Here is a 16,127-nt window from a genome sequence, read left to right on the forward strand (position 1 = left end):
GAGCGCATGACTCGCCTCGAGATCCCGGTGCAGCTGCGCTGGTCGGACATGGACGCCTACCAGCACGTGAACAACGTGGAGATGCTCCGCCTGCTCGAGGAGGCGCGGATCGAGGCGTTCTGGAGCCACCCTGTCGCACCTGACGGCAGCCGCGTCGAGAGCGCGTTCCCCACGGCCGTCATCGACGCCGGGCCCGGTGCGGAGGTGTCCACGCTCGTCGCGCGTCAGGAGATCGAGTACCTCAAGCCGCTCGGCTATCGCCGCACACCGGTCATCGTGGAGATGTGGCTGGGGCACCTCGGCGGCGCCAGCCTGGACGTCTGCTACGAGGTGCGCGACGCGGGCGAGGCCGGCCCTGAGCGGGTCGTCTACGCGCGGGCGCTCACCACGCTCGTCCTCGTCGACACCGCGACCGGCGCTCCGCGGCGCATCGCCCCGGAGCAGCGCGAGGCGTGGTCGACGTTCCTGGAGGAGCCGGTCACGATCCGCCGGCGGCGCTGACGCGACGGTCGGTGCGCGCCCGCTCGGCCGACTCCGCGGCGCGTGCGATGTTGCGCTGCATGCCACCGAAGACGATGCCGTGGAACGGGTACACGGACCACCAGTAGACCTGACCGAGCAGGCCCTTCGGGTGGAAGAGGGCACGCTGCGCGAAGACCGTGGGCGCCGCGTCGGGACTGCCGGTCGGCTCGACCCGCAGCTCGAGCCACGCGAGCCCCGGGACGCGCATCTCCGCGCGCAGCCGGATCAAGCTCCCCTCCTCGATCTCCTCGACGCGCCAGAAGTCGACCGCGTCGTCCACCAGGAGCTGCAGGGGGTCGCGCCGACCGCGGCGCAGGCCGGGCCCGCCGACGAGGCGGTCCGCGAGCCCGCGGATGCGCCACGCGAGCCCCCAGGAGTACCACCCGCGCTCGCCGCCGACCGCCTCCAGCACACGCCAGAGCGCCGCGGGGGAGGCGTCGACGGTGACCCGGCGCTCGTCGACGAACAGCGAGCCGCCGGCCCAGTCGGGGTCGCTCGGGAGGGGGTCGCTCGGCGCGCCGGGGACGGCCGCCGACGACCAGCGCGTCGTGACGGCTGCGTCGTGCACGCGGCGCAGCGCGAGACGGACGGCGCGGTCGAACCCGATCAGCCCGTCGGGCGGGTCCGGCACGTGCTCGGCGATGTCGTGCTCGTCGCAGACCACCTCGTGGACCAGGGACTCGACGAGCGGACGGGCGAGGCCGCCGGGCACGGGGGTCACGAGGGACACCCACAGGGACGACAGCTTCGGGGTCAGCACCGGCACCCCGACGATGATCCGTCGCTTCAGGTCGGCAGCCTCGGCGTACCGCTGCATCATGTCGCGGTACGTCAGGACGTCCGGCCCGCCGATGTCGAAGCCGCGGCTGACGTCGGGGGACATCGCCGCCGAGCCGACGAGGTACCGGAGCACGTCGCGGATCGCGATCGGCTGGATGCGGTTCTCCACCCAGCGCGGGACGGTCATGGCCGGCAGGCGCTCGGTGAGGTAGCGCATCATCTCGAACGACGCGGACCCGGACCCCAGGATGACCGCCGCGCGCAGCACGGTCGTCGGGACGCCGCTGGCCAGCAGGATCTCGCCGACCTCGGTGCGGGACGCGAGGTGCGGGGACAGGTCCTCGCCCTCCGGGTAGAGGCCGCCGAGGTAGACGATCCGTCCGACCCCGGCGTCGCGGGCGGCCTGCCCGAAGACGAGCGCGGTGTGCCGGTCCGTCGCCTCGAACCGTGGGCCCGAACCGAGGGAGTGGATGAGGTAGTAGGCGACCTGCGTCCCGTCGAGAGCGGCACGGATCTGCTCGGGGTCGGCCGCGTCGGCCGCGACCACCTCGGCGTCGCCGTACCAGTCACGGCCGCGCAGCCGGTCGGGGTGCCGGGCGATCGCGCGCACGCGGTAGCCGGCCGCGAGCAGCTCGGGGACGAGTCGCCCGCCGACGTACCCGGTGACGCCGGTGACCGCGACGAGGGGAGCGTCCGGGCGGGGACGGCCGTCGGCACCGAGGCCGGGGACCATACCCTGGAGGGTGTCTGCCACGGGCGCAGGCAGGAGGTCGTCGACAGAGGTGGCCATCTGCGCAGTCTGCGGTGCCGGAGGGCGACGCGCACCCGGTCGGACGTGATCCTCAGCCGCTGCTCAGCAACGCCAGCGTCTCCCGCTCGGCGACGGCCTGCGATCGCGTGGCGCGGATCGTCGTACCCCGCTCCCACAGGTCGATCACCCGCGGGTCGATGTACGACGCGCGGCACACGGCGGGGGTGTTCCCGAGCTCCTCGGCGACGTCGCGGACCACCTGGGTCACGACGCGCTTGCGTGCGCGCTCGCTGGCGGGCGCGGGACCGACGTCGGCCAGCCCCCGGGCGGCGAGCACGGTCGCGTGCCAGGTGCGGAAGTCCTTCGGGGTCGCGTCCTCGCCCAGCCGCGCCTTGACGTACGCGCCGACGTCCGCGCTGGTCACGTCGTGCCACAGCCCGGAGTCGTCGCGCCACGCGAGCAGCTCGGGTCCGTCGTCCCGCCGGCGGGTCAGGGTCCGCACGAGGGTCGCGACGTCGTCGTCCTCGACCACGGTGTCCCGAACCTGCCCGGACTTCGCGGGGAAGTTCAGGTGCACCCGCCCGGGGTCGCTCTCGCTCTCCGGGGCGAGGACCCGGACGTGCGACCGCAGGAGGGTCGCCAGGCCGTACGAGCCGTGCTGGAGCGCGTACCCCTCGCCGCCGACCCGCAGGTACGCCAGGTCGAGCAGCCGGAAGGCGAGGGCCAGCACCTTCTCCTTCGGCATCCCGTCGAGCGCCAGGTCGGCACGCACCCGGCGCCGGGCCGCAGGCAGGCGGCGAGCGACGTCGAGCACGTGGTCGTGCTTGAGGCGGCCGCGGCGCAGCGTCCACTGCTGGTGGTACAGGTACTGGCGTCGTTCCGCGTCGTCGAGGCCCGCGGCCTGGATGTGGCCGTTCGGCCACGGGCTGATCCACACCTCGCGCCACGCGGGCGGGATGGCGAGCGTGGTGATCCGTTCGAGGTGCTCCTCGTCGACGATGCGGACCTTGTCCAGGTCGAGGTAGACGAAACCCCGTCCGGCGCGACGTCGCGACCAGCCGGGGGCGTCGATGCGGACGCGGCGGAGACGGACCATGCGGGAAGTCTCGCCCGGGAGGTGCCGGTCCGCGCGGCGAGGGCCGTCAGTCCGGGAAGCGGACCATGCCCTCCTGCGCGACCGATGCGACGAGCGTCCCGTCCTGGGTGAACACGCGCGCGGCACCGAGCCCGCGGCCGCCCTGCGCGCTCGGCGTCGACTGGACGTACAGGAGCCAGTCGTCGACCCGTACGTCGCGGTGCCACCACATGGCGTGGTCGAGGCTGGCGATCGACAGCCCGCGTGTCCGCCACGACCGGCCGGCCCGCCGCAGGATCGGCTCGAGCATCACCTGGTCGCAGGCGTAGGCGAGCAGGGCCCGGTGCAGGAGCTGGTCGTCGGGCAGCGGACCGCGCGACCGGAACCACACGGCCTGCTGACCGACGGCCTCGACCGGCGGCTCCAGGTAGATGGCCCCGCCGACGTGGCGGACGTCGAACGCGGCCTCCTGTGTCCAGAACTTCGCGACGGGATGGTCGATGCCACCGAGCAGGTCGTGCGCCGACCGCACGTCGTCCGGTCCGGGGATGCCGGTCGGCATCGGGTCGGAGTAGTCGAGCCCGGGCTGGTCCTCCTGGAACGACGCGATCATCGACAGGATCGCCTCCCCGCCCTGCAGGGCGTGCGTCCGGCGGGCGCTGAACGAGCGACCGTCGCGCAGCCGCTCGACGGCGAACGCGATGGGCTCGCGCACGTCACCGGCGCGCAGGAAGTACCCGTGCAGGGAGTGCGGCAGGCGGCCGGGGGACACCGTGCGCCCGGCGGCGAGCAGCGCCTGGGCGAGCACCTGCCCGCCGAACACGCGTCCACGCGGTTGCGGCAGGCTCCGCCCGGTGAACAGGTCGGGGGTGGTGGGGTCGTCCTCGAGCCGGAGGATGTCGAGCACGGAGGCGGTCGGGTCGGGCTCGGTCGTCATGGACGGCAGCGTCTCATGAAGCGGGGGACGCGGTTGCAGGGCTCAGTCGTCGAACGTGTTGAGCATCGAGTACGCCGCGCGCTCCAGGTAGTCCCAGAGCTGCGCGCGGTGCAGAGGAGCGAGGTCGATGCTGTCGACGGCGGCGCGCATGTGCGCCAGCCAGCGGTCGCGAGCGTCGGGGTTGACCTTGAACGGGGCGTGCCGCATCCGCAGGCGCGGGTGCCCACGCTCGTCGGAGTAGGTCGTCGGCCCGCCCCAGTACTGCTCGAGGAACAGCGTCAGGCGCTCGGCGGCGGGGCCGAGGTCCTGCTCCGGGTACATGGGCCGCAGCACCGGGTCGTCGGCGACGCCGCGGTAGAACTCGTCGACCAGGCGGACGAACGTGTCGTGCCCGCCGATCGCCTCGTAGAAGGAGTCGGATCTCACGCGGCCATCCTCACACGCGCGTCAGAGGCCGAGCTCCTCCAGCACGGGCAGCCCGGTGCGCACCACGGCCCGCGCGTCGGCCGCGCTGGACGCGGCGAGCGCCAGCTGGGCGAGGCGCCGGCACTCGTCGAGCGGGGTCACGGCCAGCAGCGCGGCGACGTCCGGGAGCGCGCGGGGCGTCATGGACAAGGAGGAGACCCCGAGCCCGACCAGCACGGCCGCGAGCGCCGGGTTCGCGGCAGCCTCGCCGCACACACCGACGGGCCGGCCCTGCTGTGCACCACCGGCGCAGGCCGCGGCGACCAGGTGCAGGACGGCGGGCTGCCAGGGGTCGGACAGCTCCGCGACGGCGCCGAGCAGGCGGTCGGCGGCCATCGCGTACTGCGTGAGGTCGTTGGTGCCGATGCTCGCGAAGGCGGCGTGCGCCAGGATCGGCCCCGACAGCAGCGCCGCGCTGGGCACCTCGATCATCACCCCGGCGACGGGCAGCCCGTGGGCCGTGCAGGAGGCGACGAACTGCTGGGCCTCGTCGACGGTGGAGACCATCGGAGCCATGACCCAGACCTCGGCGGTCTCGGCGGCGGCGGCCCGCGCGATCGCGGTCAGCTGGTCGTCGAGCACCTCCGGGTGCCGCGTGGCGGTGCGCAGGCCGCGGACCCCGAGCGCGGGGTTGACCTCCGCGTCGCCGGCGAGGAACGGCAGGGGCTTGTCGGCGCCCGCGTCGAGCGTGCGGACCACGACCTTGCGGCCGGGGAAGGCGGCCAGGACGCGCCGGTAGGCGGCGACCTGCTCGTCGATGGTCGGCGCCTCGTCGCGGTCGAGGAACCCGAACTCGGTCCGGAACAGCCCGACACCCTCGGCGCCCGCGGCGGCGGCCGGCGCCGCGTCGGCGGGGTCGCCCACGTTCGCCAGCAGCTCGACGTGGTGCCCGTCGGCGGTGTGGCCGTGGCCGTCGAACGTCCGCACCTGCGCGGCGAGCGCGAGCGCGGCCAGGACCTGCTCCTCGGTGGGGTCGACCGTCACCGTCCCGGCGGACCCGTCGACGAGCACGAGACCCTCGGCCAGCACGGCTGCCTCGGCACCGCGAGCGGCGACGACCGTCGGGATGCCGCGGGCGCGCGCGAGGATCGCGGTGTGCGACGTCGGACCGCCCGTCCCGGTGACGATCGCGAGCACCCGTTCCGTGTCGAGGGTCGCGACGATCGCGGGCGCGAGGTCCGCTGCGACCAGCACGAACGGCGCCTCGTGCGCCGGGACTCCGGGTGCGGGACGGCCGGTGAGCTCGGCGACGAGCCGGTCGCGGACGTCGGCGATGTCCCGGGTGCGCTCCGCGAAGTAGCCGCCGAGCGCCTCGAACTGCGCGGACACCGCCTCGGCGGCCTCCCAGACCGCACGCTCGGGCACCAGCCGGTCGTCCACGACGCGCTGCTCCGCGTCGGCCACGAGGGTCGGGTCCGCCGCGATCGCGGCGGTGGCGTGCAGGAGGTCGGCGCTGTCGCCCTGCGCGCGGTCCGCGGCGGCGTCGAGCGCGGCGCGGACCACCTCGGAGGCCGCACCGATCCGCTTCGAGACGGCGGCGTAGTCGGTGCCGGGCGGGAGCCGGCGGCCGGAGGGCGGTTCGGCGACCGGGTCGGGCATGAGCACGGCGGGTGCGACGACACGCCCGGGGCTCACCCCGATCCCGGTGATGATCGTGGGCGCGTGCGCAGCACTCGTGGAACTCACCTGACGGGACCTCCTCGTCGACCTGACGGCAGTGTGGTCCCTCGACGTCGGGGAACGCCAGCGGGAGCCGCCCGGCCACGCAGTGTGAGCGGTGTCTCAGGGTTAGGCTGGCCCCCGGGCGCAGATCGGCGCCGAGTGAGTGGGGAGTTCCATTGAGCAAGGCAGAGCAGATCCTCGCAGCGCTGGGTGGCGACGCGAACGTCGTCGACCTCGAGCCGTGCATCACCCGGCTCCGCGTCGAGGTGAGCGACGCCCACCTGGTCGACGAGGTGGCCCTCAAGGCCAGCGGGGCGTTCGGCGTCGTGCGGTCCGGCCGCATCGTCCAGGTGATCGTGGGCCCGGAGGCCGACAACCTCGCCGCAGAGCTCGACAGCCTGCGCTGACCGGTCGCTGCGGGGGGTGACGGGTGACCACCCTGCGGCTGCTGAGCCCGCTGACCGGGGTCGTCCGCCCCGTGTCGGCCGTCCCCGACCCCGTCTTCGCCGAGGGCATGGTCGGCCCCGGCATCGCCATCGCGCCCCAGCACGTCCAGCACCAGACGGTGCTCGCACCCGCCGACGGCGTCGTGGGTGCCCTGCACCCGCATGCGTTCGCGCTCGAGCTCGGTGAGGGACGGACGATCCTCGTCCACCTCGGGATCGACACCGTCGGGCTCGCCGGGCAGGGCTTCACGCTCCACGTGGACGGCGGGCAGACGGTGCGCGCGGGGGACCGGCTGGTGACCTGGTCCCCGGTCGACGTCTCCGCCGCGGGGCTGGCGACGATCTGCCCGGTCGTCGCGCTCCAGGCCGACCCCGACCTGCTGAGCCTCCTCGTTGCCGACGGTGACACCGTCCAGGCCGGCGAGCCGCTGCTCGACTGGGCCTGACCGCCTCGTCGCTCAGCGCTCGTCGGCGGGGAGGGGCTCCTCCGTCGGCACCGGCTCGTCGCCGGTGGCCGCGACCCGGGCGTCGCGGTTGCTGACCACGTCGTCCAGGGGGGTGCTGCGCGGGTCTCGCGGCGTGGGCTCCGGCTCGTCGCCCGGCGGGAGCCCGGCCGCCCGGTGCGTCGCCATGAGGTCGCGCTGACCGGCGAGCGGCACGTCGGCCCGCTCGAGCACGTCGCGGGTCGCGGTCCGCAGCTCGCGGGCCACCTCCCACTGCATGGCCGGGGACGTCTTGACCTTCAGGCGCAGGGTCACCGCGTCGGCGCTCAGCCGTTCGATGCCCGTGATGGTCGGCTCCCCGAGCACGTGCGCGCCGACCACGGGGTCCTTCACGACGCGCGACGCTGCCTGCGCGAGCAGGCCCCGGACCTGGTCCAGGTCAGCGAAGTAGTCGACGTCGATCTCGACGACCGCGGTCGCCCAGCCCTGCGTCTTGTTGCCGACGCGCAGCATCGTCCCGTTGGGGACGTACCAGAGCGTGCCGTCGGAGTCGCGGATCTTCGTGATCCGCAGCGTGACCGCCTCGACGGTGCCGTTCGCGGGGCCCACGTCCACCACGTCGCCGACGCCGTACTGGTCCTCCAGGAGCATGAACAGGCCGGTGAGGAAGTCCTTGACCAGGCTCTGCGCACCGAAGCCGAGCGCGACGCCGATCACGCCGGCCGACGCGATGAACGGGGCGATGTTGACCCCGAGCGTGTCCAGGATCAGGAAGAAGGCGATCCCGCCGACGACGATGGTCGCGCTGGAGCGCAGCACCGAGCCGAGGGTGCGGGCACGCTGGGCGCGGCGGGCGCTGGACAGCGGGTTGGCCTTCGCCAGGACCCCGCCCACCTCGGACTCGCCGATGGGCCGCAGGATCCCGCGGTCGAGGAAGGGGGTGCCGTCGGCGACGTGGTTGGTGATCGTCCGGATCGTGCGACGGAGCAGGAACAGCACGATGCTGCTGATCGCCACGATGAGGATGATCTTCAGCGGGATTCCGAGGAACCACTCTCCCCACGACTGGGCCGACGTGGCGTCGTTCGGGCCCAGCGGGTTCTCCGTCTCCTCGGGCGCCGGCGCCGCCGCGCCGAGCAGGGAAGCCGCGCTCATGCACGGCTCCCGGCGAGGCCGGTGCGGTCCGCGACGAACTGCAGCTGCTCCACCGTCAGGGCGATGGTCCGCGACAGCGCGCGTCCGCCGTGCCCGACGCCGCGCTCGCGGCGCAGGAGCACCGGGCGGTCGCTGCTGGTCGCCGACTGCAGGGCCGCGGCGAGCTTGCGGGCGTGCAGCGGGTCGACGCGGGTGTCGCCCTCGAACACGGTGAACAGCGTCGCCGGATAGGCCGTGCCGTCGACGACGCGGTGGTACGGCGAGTAGCCGAGCAGCCAGCCGAGCTCCGTGGGGTCGTCGGCGTCGCCGTACTCCTCGGTCCATGTCACGCCGAGGCCGAACCGCTGGTAGCGGACCATGTCGAGCAGCGGGGCCGAGCACACGACCGCGGCGAACAGGTCGGGCCGCTGGGTCAGGGCCGCGCCGACGAGCAGCCCGCCGTTGGAGCCGCCCCAGCACGCCAGCTGGTCCGGGGTGGTCCAGCCCTGCGCGACGAGGTGATCGGCGACCGCGTGGAAGTCGTCGAACACGTTCTGCTTGTGCGCCCTCATGCCCGCGCGGTGCCACTGCTCGCCCTCCTCGCCGCCCCCGCGCAGGTTGGCGACGACGTACACGCCGCCGGCCTCGACCCACGCGAGCGTCGTCGCGGAGAACGCCGGGTCGAGCGAGATCTGGAACCCGCCGTAGCCGTAGAGGATGGTCGGCGCCGTGGCCAGGGGCCGGCCGGCGTCGTCGAGCGCGGCGGAGCGTGCGACGACGAACGCGCGGACCGTCGTGCCGTCCGGGCTGGTGACCTCGATCTGCTGGGCGCGCACGTCGGGCAGGTCCGCGACGAGGCCCGGAGGTGCCGCCCACAGGGTCGTCTCGCCGGTGCGCGCGTCGAACCGGTGCACGCTCGTCGGCGACGTGTGGTCGGCGTACGAGAACCAGACCTCGGGTCCGCCGTCGGGGTGCGTCGCCAGCCCCGAGATCGAGCCGAGTCCGGGCAGGGCGAACGCGTCCGGGCGGCGCTCGCCCGTGCGGGGGTCGTGCACGCTGACCTCGGACACCGCGTGCCGGCGCCAGGACGCCAGCAGCAGGGTCGGCGTCGTGTCCGCGCCGCCGCCGTCGATGAAGGCGACGTCCTCCAGGACGGCCGTCGGGTCCTCGGCCAGCAGCGTCGTCCAGTGCTCGACGCCGGGGGCGGTCGGGTCGGTGACCGCGATCCGTCCGCGCGGCGCGTCGAGATCGGTGTGCACGTACAGCCGGCCGTCCCGGGCCACCCACGCTCCGGACCGTGCGTCGAGGCCCACGGCGACGTCGACGAACGACGGCGCCTCGAGCCCCGATGCGGTCAGGTCGGCGATCCACACGTCGGTGCGCGGCGCGGTCCCCGCGGAGGCGGAGACGATCAGCCAGCGTCCGTCGCGGGAGACCGACACGCCGTAGTAGTTGGTGTGGTCGAGGCCGGCGCCGAACACGTCCACGTCGTCGGTGGACGGGGTGCCGAGGCGGTGCAGCCACACGCGGCGGTGGTACTGCGTCTCGTCCTCCGGCAGCTCCTCCGGGGGCAGCCGGCGGACGTAGTAGAACGCCTCGCCGCCCGGCAGCCACGCCACCGGGGAGTAGCGCGCCCGGTCGATCGGTCCGTCGACCACCTCACCGGTCGCGACGTCCAGCACGTGCAGGACGCTCTCCTCGGTGCCACCGGACGACACCTGGTACGCCACCCGGTGGCCCTCCTTGGACGGCTGCCAGGCGTCGAGGGTCGTCGTGCCCGCCGGGTCGATCGCGACGGGGTCCAGCAGGACCCGCTCGCCGTCGGCGTCGACCACGACCACGACGGCGTGCTCCTGGTCGCCGACCCGGCGGGAGAAGAATCGGCGCCCGCCGCGCCAGGCGGGCGGGCTGACGAAGCCGGCACCCAGGAGGGCACCCAGCCGGTCGGTCAGGACGTCCGTGGCGAAGGGACCGGCGCCTGCGAGCGACTCGCGGTACTGCGCGTACAGGTCGTCCTGCGCGGTCGACCACGCCTCCGTCGCGTCGGAGGACGCGTCCTCCAGCCCGCGGAACGGGTCGGCGACGCGGTGCCCGTGCAGGTCCTCGACCAGGTCGGTGCGGGGCGCGGCCGGGTACGTGCGCAGAGCAGGTGCGGTCATGGTCCGCAAGGCTACGACGCGTACCTGCGAGGGTGCGCGAGTGACGCGATCGGGAGCGTCCGTCCTGCGTATGCGCGTGAGGCTCTGGCAGGATCGGCGTGTGGCAGACGACCCGGGTACCGCGTCCGACGCCCTCCTGCGCCTCGCGGGGGCCTACGGGGTGGTCCCGGACCACTGGGACTTCCACGGTCAGAGCCGCCGCGCGTCGGCCGCCACGCTGCAGGGGGTGCTCGCGGCGCTCGGCGTCGACGCGTCCTCCCCGGAGCGCGTCGACCTGGCCATCGCCCACGTCGAGGACATGCCGTGGCGCCGCGTGCTGCCGCCCGTGCTCGTCGTGCGGGAGGGTCGCCAGGCGCACGTGGCCGTGCACGTCACGCACGAGGACCCCGTCGAGGTGTGGATCGAGCTCGACCCCGAGGTCGGGGGCGGCCGCCGCGAGGTCGCGCAGGCCGACGTCCCCGTGGAGCCCCGGATGGTCGACGGTCGGCTCGTCGGGCGCGCGACGTTCACGCTGCCGACGGACCTGCCGCTCGGGTGGCACGAGGTCGTCGCCGAGGGGCCGAGCGCCAGCGCGCACAGCCCGCTCGTCGTGACGCCGTCGCACCTGGAGCTCCCCGCCGCCCTGCGCGAGCGCCGTGCCTGGGGTCTGATGGCCCAGCTCTACTCGGTGCGGTCGCGGGCGTCGTGGGGCGTCGGCGACCTCGCGGACCTCGCCGAGATCGGCTGGCTCGCCGGCCGCGAGCTCGACGCCGACTTCCTGCTCATCAACCCCCTGCACGCCGCCGAGCCGACCGTCCCCCTGACGCCGTCGCCGTACCTGCCCACGACGCGCCGCTTCGTGAACCCGCTCTACATCCGCGTCGAGGACGTCCGTGAGGCGGGCTACCTGTCGTCGGCGGACCGCACGCTCGTGGAGTGGGCGTCCGAGCCGGTGCTGGCCACCGACGACGACGCCGGACCCATCGACCGCGACGCCGCCTGGACCGCGAAGCGCGCCGCGCTCGAGGTGGTCTTCGCAGCCCCCCGGTCGGCCGCGCGGCAGGCGGCGTTCGACGCGTTCGTCGAGCAGGAGGGCACCGGGCTGGAGACGTTCGCGCTCTGGTGCGCGCTCGCCGAGAAGTACGACGGCGTCACGCCGTGGCCCGCCGAGGCGCTCGACCCGTCGTCCGCGCTCGTGGCCGAGCTCCGTGCCGAGCTCGCGGAGCGCGTCGAGTTCCACCTCTGGCTGCAGTGGGTCGCCGACGAGCAGCTGGCCGCCGCCCAGCGTGCCGCCCTCGACGGCGGCATGGCGCTGGGCGTCATGCACGACCTCGCGGTCGGGGTGCACCCGCAGGGTGCGGACGTGTGGGCGCTCGGCGACGTGCTCGCCCGGGGCGCCACGGTCGGGGCGCCGCCGGACATGTACAACCAGCAGGGGCAGAACTGGTCGCAGCCGCCGTGGCGCCCGGACGCCCTCGCCCGCGCCGCGTACAAGCCGTACCGGGACATGCTGCGCACGGTGCTGCGGCACGCGGGCGCCATCCGCATCGACCACGTCATCGGGCTGTTCCGCCTCTGGTGGATCCCCGAGGGCGCCGACTCCGCCGACGGCGCGTACGTCCGGTACGACCACGAGGCCCTGGTCGGCATCCTGGCCCTGGAGGCGCACCGGGCCGGCGCCGTCGTCATCGGGGAGGACCTCGGCGTCGTCGAGCCGTGGGTGCGGGACTACCTCTCGGAGCGCGGGATCCTCGGCACCTCGGTGCTGTGGTTCGAGCGCGACATGCACGGGGCGCCGCTCGCCCCCGAGCACTACCGGCCGCTGGTCCTGGCCACCGTGACGACGCACGACCTGCCCCCGACCGCCGGGTACCTGGCGGGGGAGCACGTGGCCATCCGCGAGCGGCTCGGTCTGCTGACGGACCCGGTGGCGGTCGTCCGTGCCGCGGCGCTGGCCGAGAAGGACCAGATGCTCGGCGCCCTGCGCGACCGCGGGCTCGTGGGGGACGACCCGTCGGAGCGCGAGATCGTCGAGGCCCTGCACCGCTACGTCCTGGCGACCCCGTCGGTGCTCGTCGGCGTCTCGCTGGCCGACGCCGTGGGGGAGCGGCGCGCGCAGAACCAGCCCGGGACCGACCAGGAGTACCCGAACTGGAAGGTGCCGCTCGCGGACTCCTCCGGACGGGTCGTGCTGGTCGAGGACCTGTTCACCAACCAGCGCCTGCGCTCACTGGCTGCTGTCCTCAACCGCGGAGCATGACCGGCCGGCTTCGCCGTGTCCGCGTCGTCGGGACGTCCGGCTCCGGGAAGACGACGTTCGCCGCGCGGCTGGCCGCACGGCTCGACGTGCCTCACCTGGAGCTCGACGAGGTGTTCTGGGACGCGGGCTGGACCAAGCGAGACCCGGCCGAGGCGCGCGCGCAAATCGAGGCGTTCGTCTCGGCGGCCCATCGCGGCTGGGTGACCGACGGGAACTGGACCGCACGCAGCCCCGCCGCTAGTTCCTTTCGTCCTCCGGCGTGAGGTTCTCGATGGTGATGTGCCCCTGCCAGAGCCACACGAGGGTGGGGCGTGCGTCTCCCCCGTACTGCATGTACCCCAGGATGATCGGTCGCTGATCGAATCCCTCGAGGTAGGGACCCAGCCACTGCAGGGCGGGGACGATCGCTTCCGGCCAGGACTTGATCCCCCATCGGCAGCTGAGAACCCATCTCCCCATGTCCGACCATGTCAGCTGCGCATGAGGCGTGATGGCGACACTCATCGAGCTGCTCAACCACCCGGGCCAGTCATGCATCCACGGCTGGGGGTCGTCTGCAGGCGTGCTCACCTCGTCGGTCGGCTCCCAGATGCCGGTCTCGTCGCCGATCTGGTGCGGCGCGGGGAGCGGCGGAGCGCCGTAGGGCACGGGCCCCGCGAGCGCCGAGAATGCGGCGAGCACGTGGTCGGGGGTCTCTGGAGTGAACGTGAGCTGCAGGACAACCTCGGTGTACGAGCCCATGACGAGCGACTCTAGGGGAGCGGGGCGGCACGCGTCCCCGGTCGTGCGGGCGCAAGGACCCACGACGCGACGGGCCCGCACCCCGAAGGAGTGCGGGCCCGTCGCGGTGAGCAGGGGTCAGGCGCGGCGCAGGTCCGCCTCCTGCGCGGCCAGCGCGCGGCGGACGCCGTCGCGGGACTCCAGCACCAGCCGGCGCAGCGCCGCGGGGGCGTCCGGGTGGCCGTCGAGCCAGGCGTCGGTCGCGCCGAGCACGTCCACCGACGCGTCGTCGGCGAGCTCGGTCGGGTACAGCCCGACGACGATGTTCTGCGCCATCTCGTTGGTCTTGTCCGCCCACACGGCTTCCAGCCCCGCGAAGAAGGGCTCGACGAACGGGACGAGCAGCGAGCGGTCGTGCACCCGCCCGAAGCCGGCGATCGTCGCGGCCTGGATCGCGTTCGGCAGCCCGTCCTCGTCCACCACGGACGCCCATGCGGCCGCCTTGGCGGTGGCCGTCGGCACGGCGGCGCGCGCGGCGGCGGCGGCCCGCTGGCCGGTCGCGGTCGCATCGGCGGCCAGCTGTGCGGCGATGTCCGCGTCACCTGCCCGGCCACCCGTCACCAACGACGTGAGGAGCTCCCAGCGCAGGTCGGTGTCGATGGACAGGCCCTCGAGCGTCGCCTGACCGTCGAGCAGGTCCCGGACGGCGTCCAGCTGTTCGGTGGTCGCGGCGCGGCCGGCGAACGACTTCACCAGCTGCAGCTGCGTGTCGGACCCGGCGGGCGCCGACCGGGCGAGCTCGAGCAGCCGGTCGGCCGCCGCGATCTCGGTCGCGGACCGGTGCTCGGGCGCCACGTACAGGTCGAGGGCCGTGGACAGCTGGCGCAGCAGGACGAGCACGACGGACGAGTCCGTCTCGTGGGCGATGTTGTTCAGGACCAGGTCGACGAAGTCGCGCGCGGGCGCCTCCCCGTCGCGGGTCGCGTCCCAGGCCGCGGTCCACACGAGCGTGCGGGGCAGCGAGTCGTCGAACTTGCCGAGGTGCTCGATGGACGCGGCCAGCGACTGCTCGTCCAGGCGGACCTTCGCGTAGGCCAGGTCGTCGTCGTTGACGAGGACCAGCGTGGGACGCTGCACGCCGACCAGCTGGGGGACCTCGGTGCGGGGGCCGTCGATGTCGAGCTCGACGTGGACCGTCCGCACGAGACGGCCCTCGGACAGGTCGTACCCGCCGATCGCGAGGCGGTGCGGGCGCTGCACGGGGTGCTCGTCGGGCACCTCCTGCAGGACCGCGAACGACGTGATGACACCGGCGTCGTCCACGGTGATCTCCGGGCGCAGGAGCGTGACTCCTGCCTTCTCCAGCCAGAGGCCGGACCAGGCGGACAGGTCGCGGCCGCTCGTGGCCTCCAGCTCGGTGAGGAAGTCGCGGAGCTCGGTGTTGCCCCACGCGTGCTTGGCGAAGTACGCGCGGACGCCGGCGAAGAACTCGTCCTGGCCCACCCACGACACCAGCTGCTTGAGCACGCTGGCGCCCTTGGCGTACGTGATGCCGTCGAAGTTGACCTCGACGTCCTCCAGGTCCCGCATGTCCGCGACGATGGGGTGCGTGGACGGCAGCTGGTCCTGGCGGTAGGCCCAGTTCTTCTCCATCGAGGAGAACGTGGTCCACGCGCTGGTCCAGCGGGTGGCCTGTGCGGTGGCGAGGGTCGACATGTACTCGGCGAACGACTCGTTCAGCCACAGGTCGTCCCACCAGCGCATGGTCACCAGGTCGCCGAACCACATGTGCGCGAGCTCGTGGAGGATGGTCACCGCGCGGCGCTCGATGGTGGCCTCGGGGACCTTGGACCGGAACACGTAGGACTCGAGGAAGGTCACCGCACCCGCGTTCTCCATCGCTCCGGCGTTGAACTCCGGCACGAAGAGCTGGTCGTACTTGGTGAACGGGTACGGGACGCCGAACGCCCGCTCGTAGAAGTCGAAGCCGGCACGCGTGAGGTCGACGATGTTGTCGGTGTCGAGGTGCTCCGCCAGCGACTCGCGGCAGTAGACACCCAGCGGGATGGTGCGGCCGTCCTGGCTGGTGAGCTCGCGGTGCTCGGCGTGGTACGGCCCGGCGATGACGGCCGTGATGTAGGAGGAGATGCGGGGCGTGGTCTCGAACGTCCACGTGGCGGTGCCCTTGTCGGCGCCGCCGTTGCGGTTGGTGCCACCCTCGACGACCGCGGGCATGCCCACCTGCGGGTAGTTGGACACCACGGTCCAGTGCGCCGGTGCGGTGACGGTGAACGTGAACTCGGCCTTGAGGTCGGGCTGCTCGAACACGGCGAACACCCGCCGGGAGTCGGCCACCTCGAACTGCGAGTACAGGTAGACCTCGTCGTCGACGGGGTCGACGAACCGGTGCAGGCCCTCGCCGGTGTTCATGTAGGCCGCGTCGGCGACGACCACCAGCACGTTCTGCGCGGCGAGGCCGTCGAGCCGGATCCGCGAGTCGCCCACCACGTCGGCGACGTCCAGCGCGACCCCGTTGAGCGTGACCTCGTGCACGGTCGGCGCGATCAGGTCGATGAACGTGCTCGCCCCGGGGGTCGCGCCGAACCGCACGACGGTGCGGGAGGCGAACGTGTCGGGACCCGTGGTGAGGTCCAGGGTGACGTCGTACGACTCGGTGGTCACGACTGCGGCGCGCTCGCGCGCCTCTGCACGGGTGAGGTTCTCTCCAGGCACGCAGGTACTCCTCGGGACGCGATCGGGTGGCTCTTGGCCGGGTCGATCATCGCACGCACGG

14 protein-coding genes are annotated in these 16,127 nt (G+C 73.6%); 5 read left to right on the forward strand and 9 right to left on the reverse strand.

Translation table 11 applies throughout. From position 1 onward, the window contains the following. The first annotated feature begins 6 nt into the window (after positions 1–6). Positions 7–501, forward strand: a complete 495-nt coding sequence (locus tag CTE05_RS17320; protein ID WP_146847552.1) for an acyl-CoA thioesterase — start codon at positions 7–9, stop codon at positions 499–501. Here CTE05_RS17320 and CTE05_RS17325 read toward each other — a convergent pair. Genes CTE05_RS17325 through ptsP form a run of 5 tightly spaced genes read right to left on the reverse strand, consistent with a single transcriptional unit; the run spans position 479 to position 6,216 of the window. Further along, positions 479–2,092: an SDR family oxidoreductase gene (locus CTE05_RS17325; RefSeq protein WP_146847553.1), complete on the reverse strand. Its 1,614-nt coding sequence runs from the start codon at positions 2,090–2,092 to the stop codon at positions 479–481. The genes CTE05_RS17320 and CTE05_RS17325 overlap by 23 nt on opposite strands. A 52-nt stretch (positions 2,093–2,144) precedes the next feature. Further along, entirely contained in the window at positions 2,145–3,149 is a 1,005-nt protein-coding gene (locus CTE05_RS17330) for a DNA topoisomerase IB (protein ID WP_146847554.1), read from the reverse strand. 46 nt (positions 3,150–3,195) lie between these two features. Then, the gene (locus CTE05_RS17335; protein WP_146847555.1) at positions 3,196–4,065 is read right to left on the reverse strand and encodes an acyl-CoA thioesterase; all 870 of its coding nucleotides are present in this window, start codon (positions 4,063–4,065) and stop codon (positions 3,196–3,198) included. A gap of 42 nt (positions 4,066–4,107) precedes the next feature. Beyond that, entirely contained in the window at positions 4,108–4,491 is a 384-nt protein-coding gene (locus CTE05_RS17340; protein ID WP_146847556.1) for a globin, read from the reverse strand. A 21-nt stretch (positions 4,492–4,512) separates the two neighbouring features. Next, on the reverse strand, positions 4,513–6,216 hold the full coding sequence (ptsP, locus tag CTE05_RS17345; RefSeq protein ID WP_222595509.1) for a phosphoenolpyruvate--protein phosphotransferase: 1,704 nt from the start codon (positions 6,214–6,216) through the stop codon (positions 4,513–4,515). Between the two features lie 152 nt (positions 6,217–6,368). Here ptsP and CTE05_RS17350 point away from each other — a divergent pair, with 152 nt between their 5' ends. Together CTE05_RS17350 and CTE05_RS17355 are read left to right on the forward strand one after the other, a co-directional pair. Next, positions 6,369–6,599, forward strand: coding sequence for a PTS sugar transporter subunit IIB (locus CTE05_RS17350; protein WP_055921493.1), 231 nt, complete (start codon positions 6,369–6,371; stop codon positions 6,597–6,599). A 23-nt stretch (positions 6,600–6,622) separates the two neighbouring features. Next, positions 6,623–7,084 (forward strand): PTS sugar transporter subunit IIA, encoded by a 462-nt coding sequence (locus CTE05_RS17355; RefSeq protein WP_146847557.1) that lies wholly within the window; start codon positions 6,623–6,625, stop codon positions 7,082–7,084. 12 nt (positions 7,085–7,096) lie between these two features. On the opposite strand, the gene CTE05_RS17360 is transcribed toward CTE05_RS17355, so the two are convergent. Together CTE05_RS17360 and CTE05_RS17365 are read right to left on the reverse strand one after the other, a co-directional pair. Then, positions 7,097–8,236 (reverse strand): mechanosensitive ion channel family protein, encoded by a 1,140-nt coding sequence (locus CTE05_RS17360; RefSeq protein ID WP_146847558.1) that lies wholly within the window; start codon positions 8,234–8,236, stop codon positions 7,097–7,099. After that, positions 8,233–10,374, reverse strand: coding sequence for a prolyl oligopeptidase family serine peptidase (locus CTE05_RS17365; RefSeq protein ID WP_146847559.1), 2,142 nt, complete (start codon positions 10,372–10,374; stop codon positions 8,233–8,235). Before CTE05_RS17365 ends, CTE05_RS17360 begins: the two co-directional genes overlap by 4 nt. 100 nt (positions 10,375–10,474) lie before the next feature. Between CTE05_RS17365 and malQ the strand changes: the two genes are divergently transcribed. Beyond that, positions 10,475–12,613 (forward strand): 4-alpha-glucanotransferase, encoded by a 2,139-nt coding sequence (gene malQ, locus CTE05_RS17370; protein WP_246123727.1) that lies wholly within the window; start codon positions 10,475–10,477, stop codon positions 12,611–12,613. Further along, on the forward strand, positions 12,610–12,876 hold the full coding sequence (locus CTE05_RS17375) for an AAA family ATPase (RefSeq protein ID WP_186814920.1): 267 nt from the start codon (positions 12,610–12,612) through the stop codon (positions 12,874–12,876). Before malQ ends, CTE05_RS17375 begins: the two co-directional genes overlap by 4 nt. Here CTE05_RS17375 and CTE05_RS17380 read toward each other — a convergent pair. Both CTE05_RS17380 and pepN read right to left on the reverse strand, forming a co-directional pair. After that, on the reverse strand, positions 12,851–13,354 hold the full coding sequence (locus CTE05_RS17380; RefSeq protein WP_146847560.1) for a hypothetical protein: 504 nt from the start codon (positions 13,352–13,354) through the stop codon (positions 12,851–12,853). The two genes, CTE05_RS17375 and CTE05_RS17380, sit on opposite strands and share 26 nt — an antisense overlap. A 117-nt stretch (positions 13,355–13,471) precedes the next feature. Next, entirely contained in the window at positions 13,472–16,066 is a 2,595-nt protein-coding gene (gene pepN, locus CTE05_RS17385) for an aminopeptidase N (RefSeq protein ID WP_146847561.1), read from the reverse strand. Positions 16,067–16,127 lie beyond the last annotated feature (61 nt).

Origin of the sequence: Cellulomonas terrae (assembly GCF_007990265.1) — a bacterium.
GTDB classification, from domain to species: Bacteria; Actinomycetota; Actinomycetes; order Actinomycetales; family Cellulomonadaceae; genus Cellulomonas; species Cellulomonas terrae.

Coding starts and splice junctions, on each gene's coding strand:
- CTE05_RS17320 (WP_146847552.1), top strand. CDS start 7: ATGACTCGCCTCGAGATCCCGGTGCAGCTGCGCTGGTCGGACATGGAC.
- CTE05_RS17335 (WP_146847555.1), bottom strand. CDS start 4,065: ATGACGACCGAGCCCGACCCGACCGCCTCCGTGCTCGACATCCTCCGG.
- CTE05_RS17325 (WP_146847553.1), bottom strand. CDS start 2,092: ATGGCCACCTCTGTCGACGACCTCCTGCCTGCGCCCGTGGCAGACACC.
- CTE05_RS17360 (WP_146847558.1), bottom strand. CDS start 8,236: ATGAGCGCGGCTTCCCTGCTCGGCGCGGCGGCGCCGGCGCCCGAGGAG.
- CTE05_RS17365 (WP_146847559.1), bottom strand. CDS start 10,374: ATGACCGCACCTGCTCTGCGCACGTACCCGGCCGCGCCCCGCACCGAC.
- CTE05_RS17375 (WP_186814920.1), top strand. CDS start 12,610: ATGACCGGCCGGCTTCGCCGTGTCCGCGTCGTCGGGACGTCCGGCTCC.
- CTE05_RS17330 (WP_146847554.1), bottom strand. CDS start 3,149: ATGGTCCGTCTCCGCCGCGTCCGCATCGACGCCCCCGGCTGGTCGCGA.
- CTE05_RS17380 (WP_146847560.1), bottom strand. CDS start 13,354: ATGGGCTCGTACACCGAGGTTGTCCTGCAGCTCACGTTCACTCCAGAG.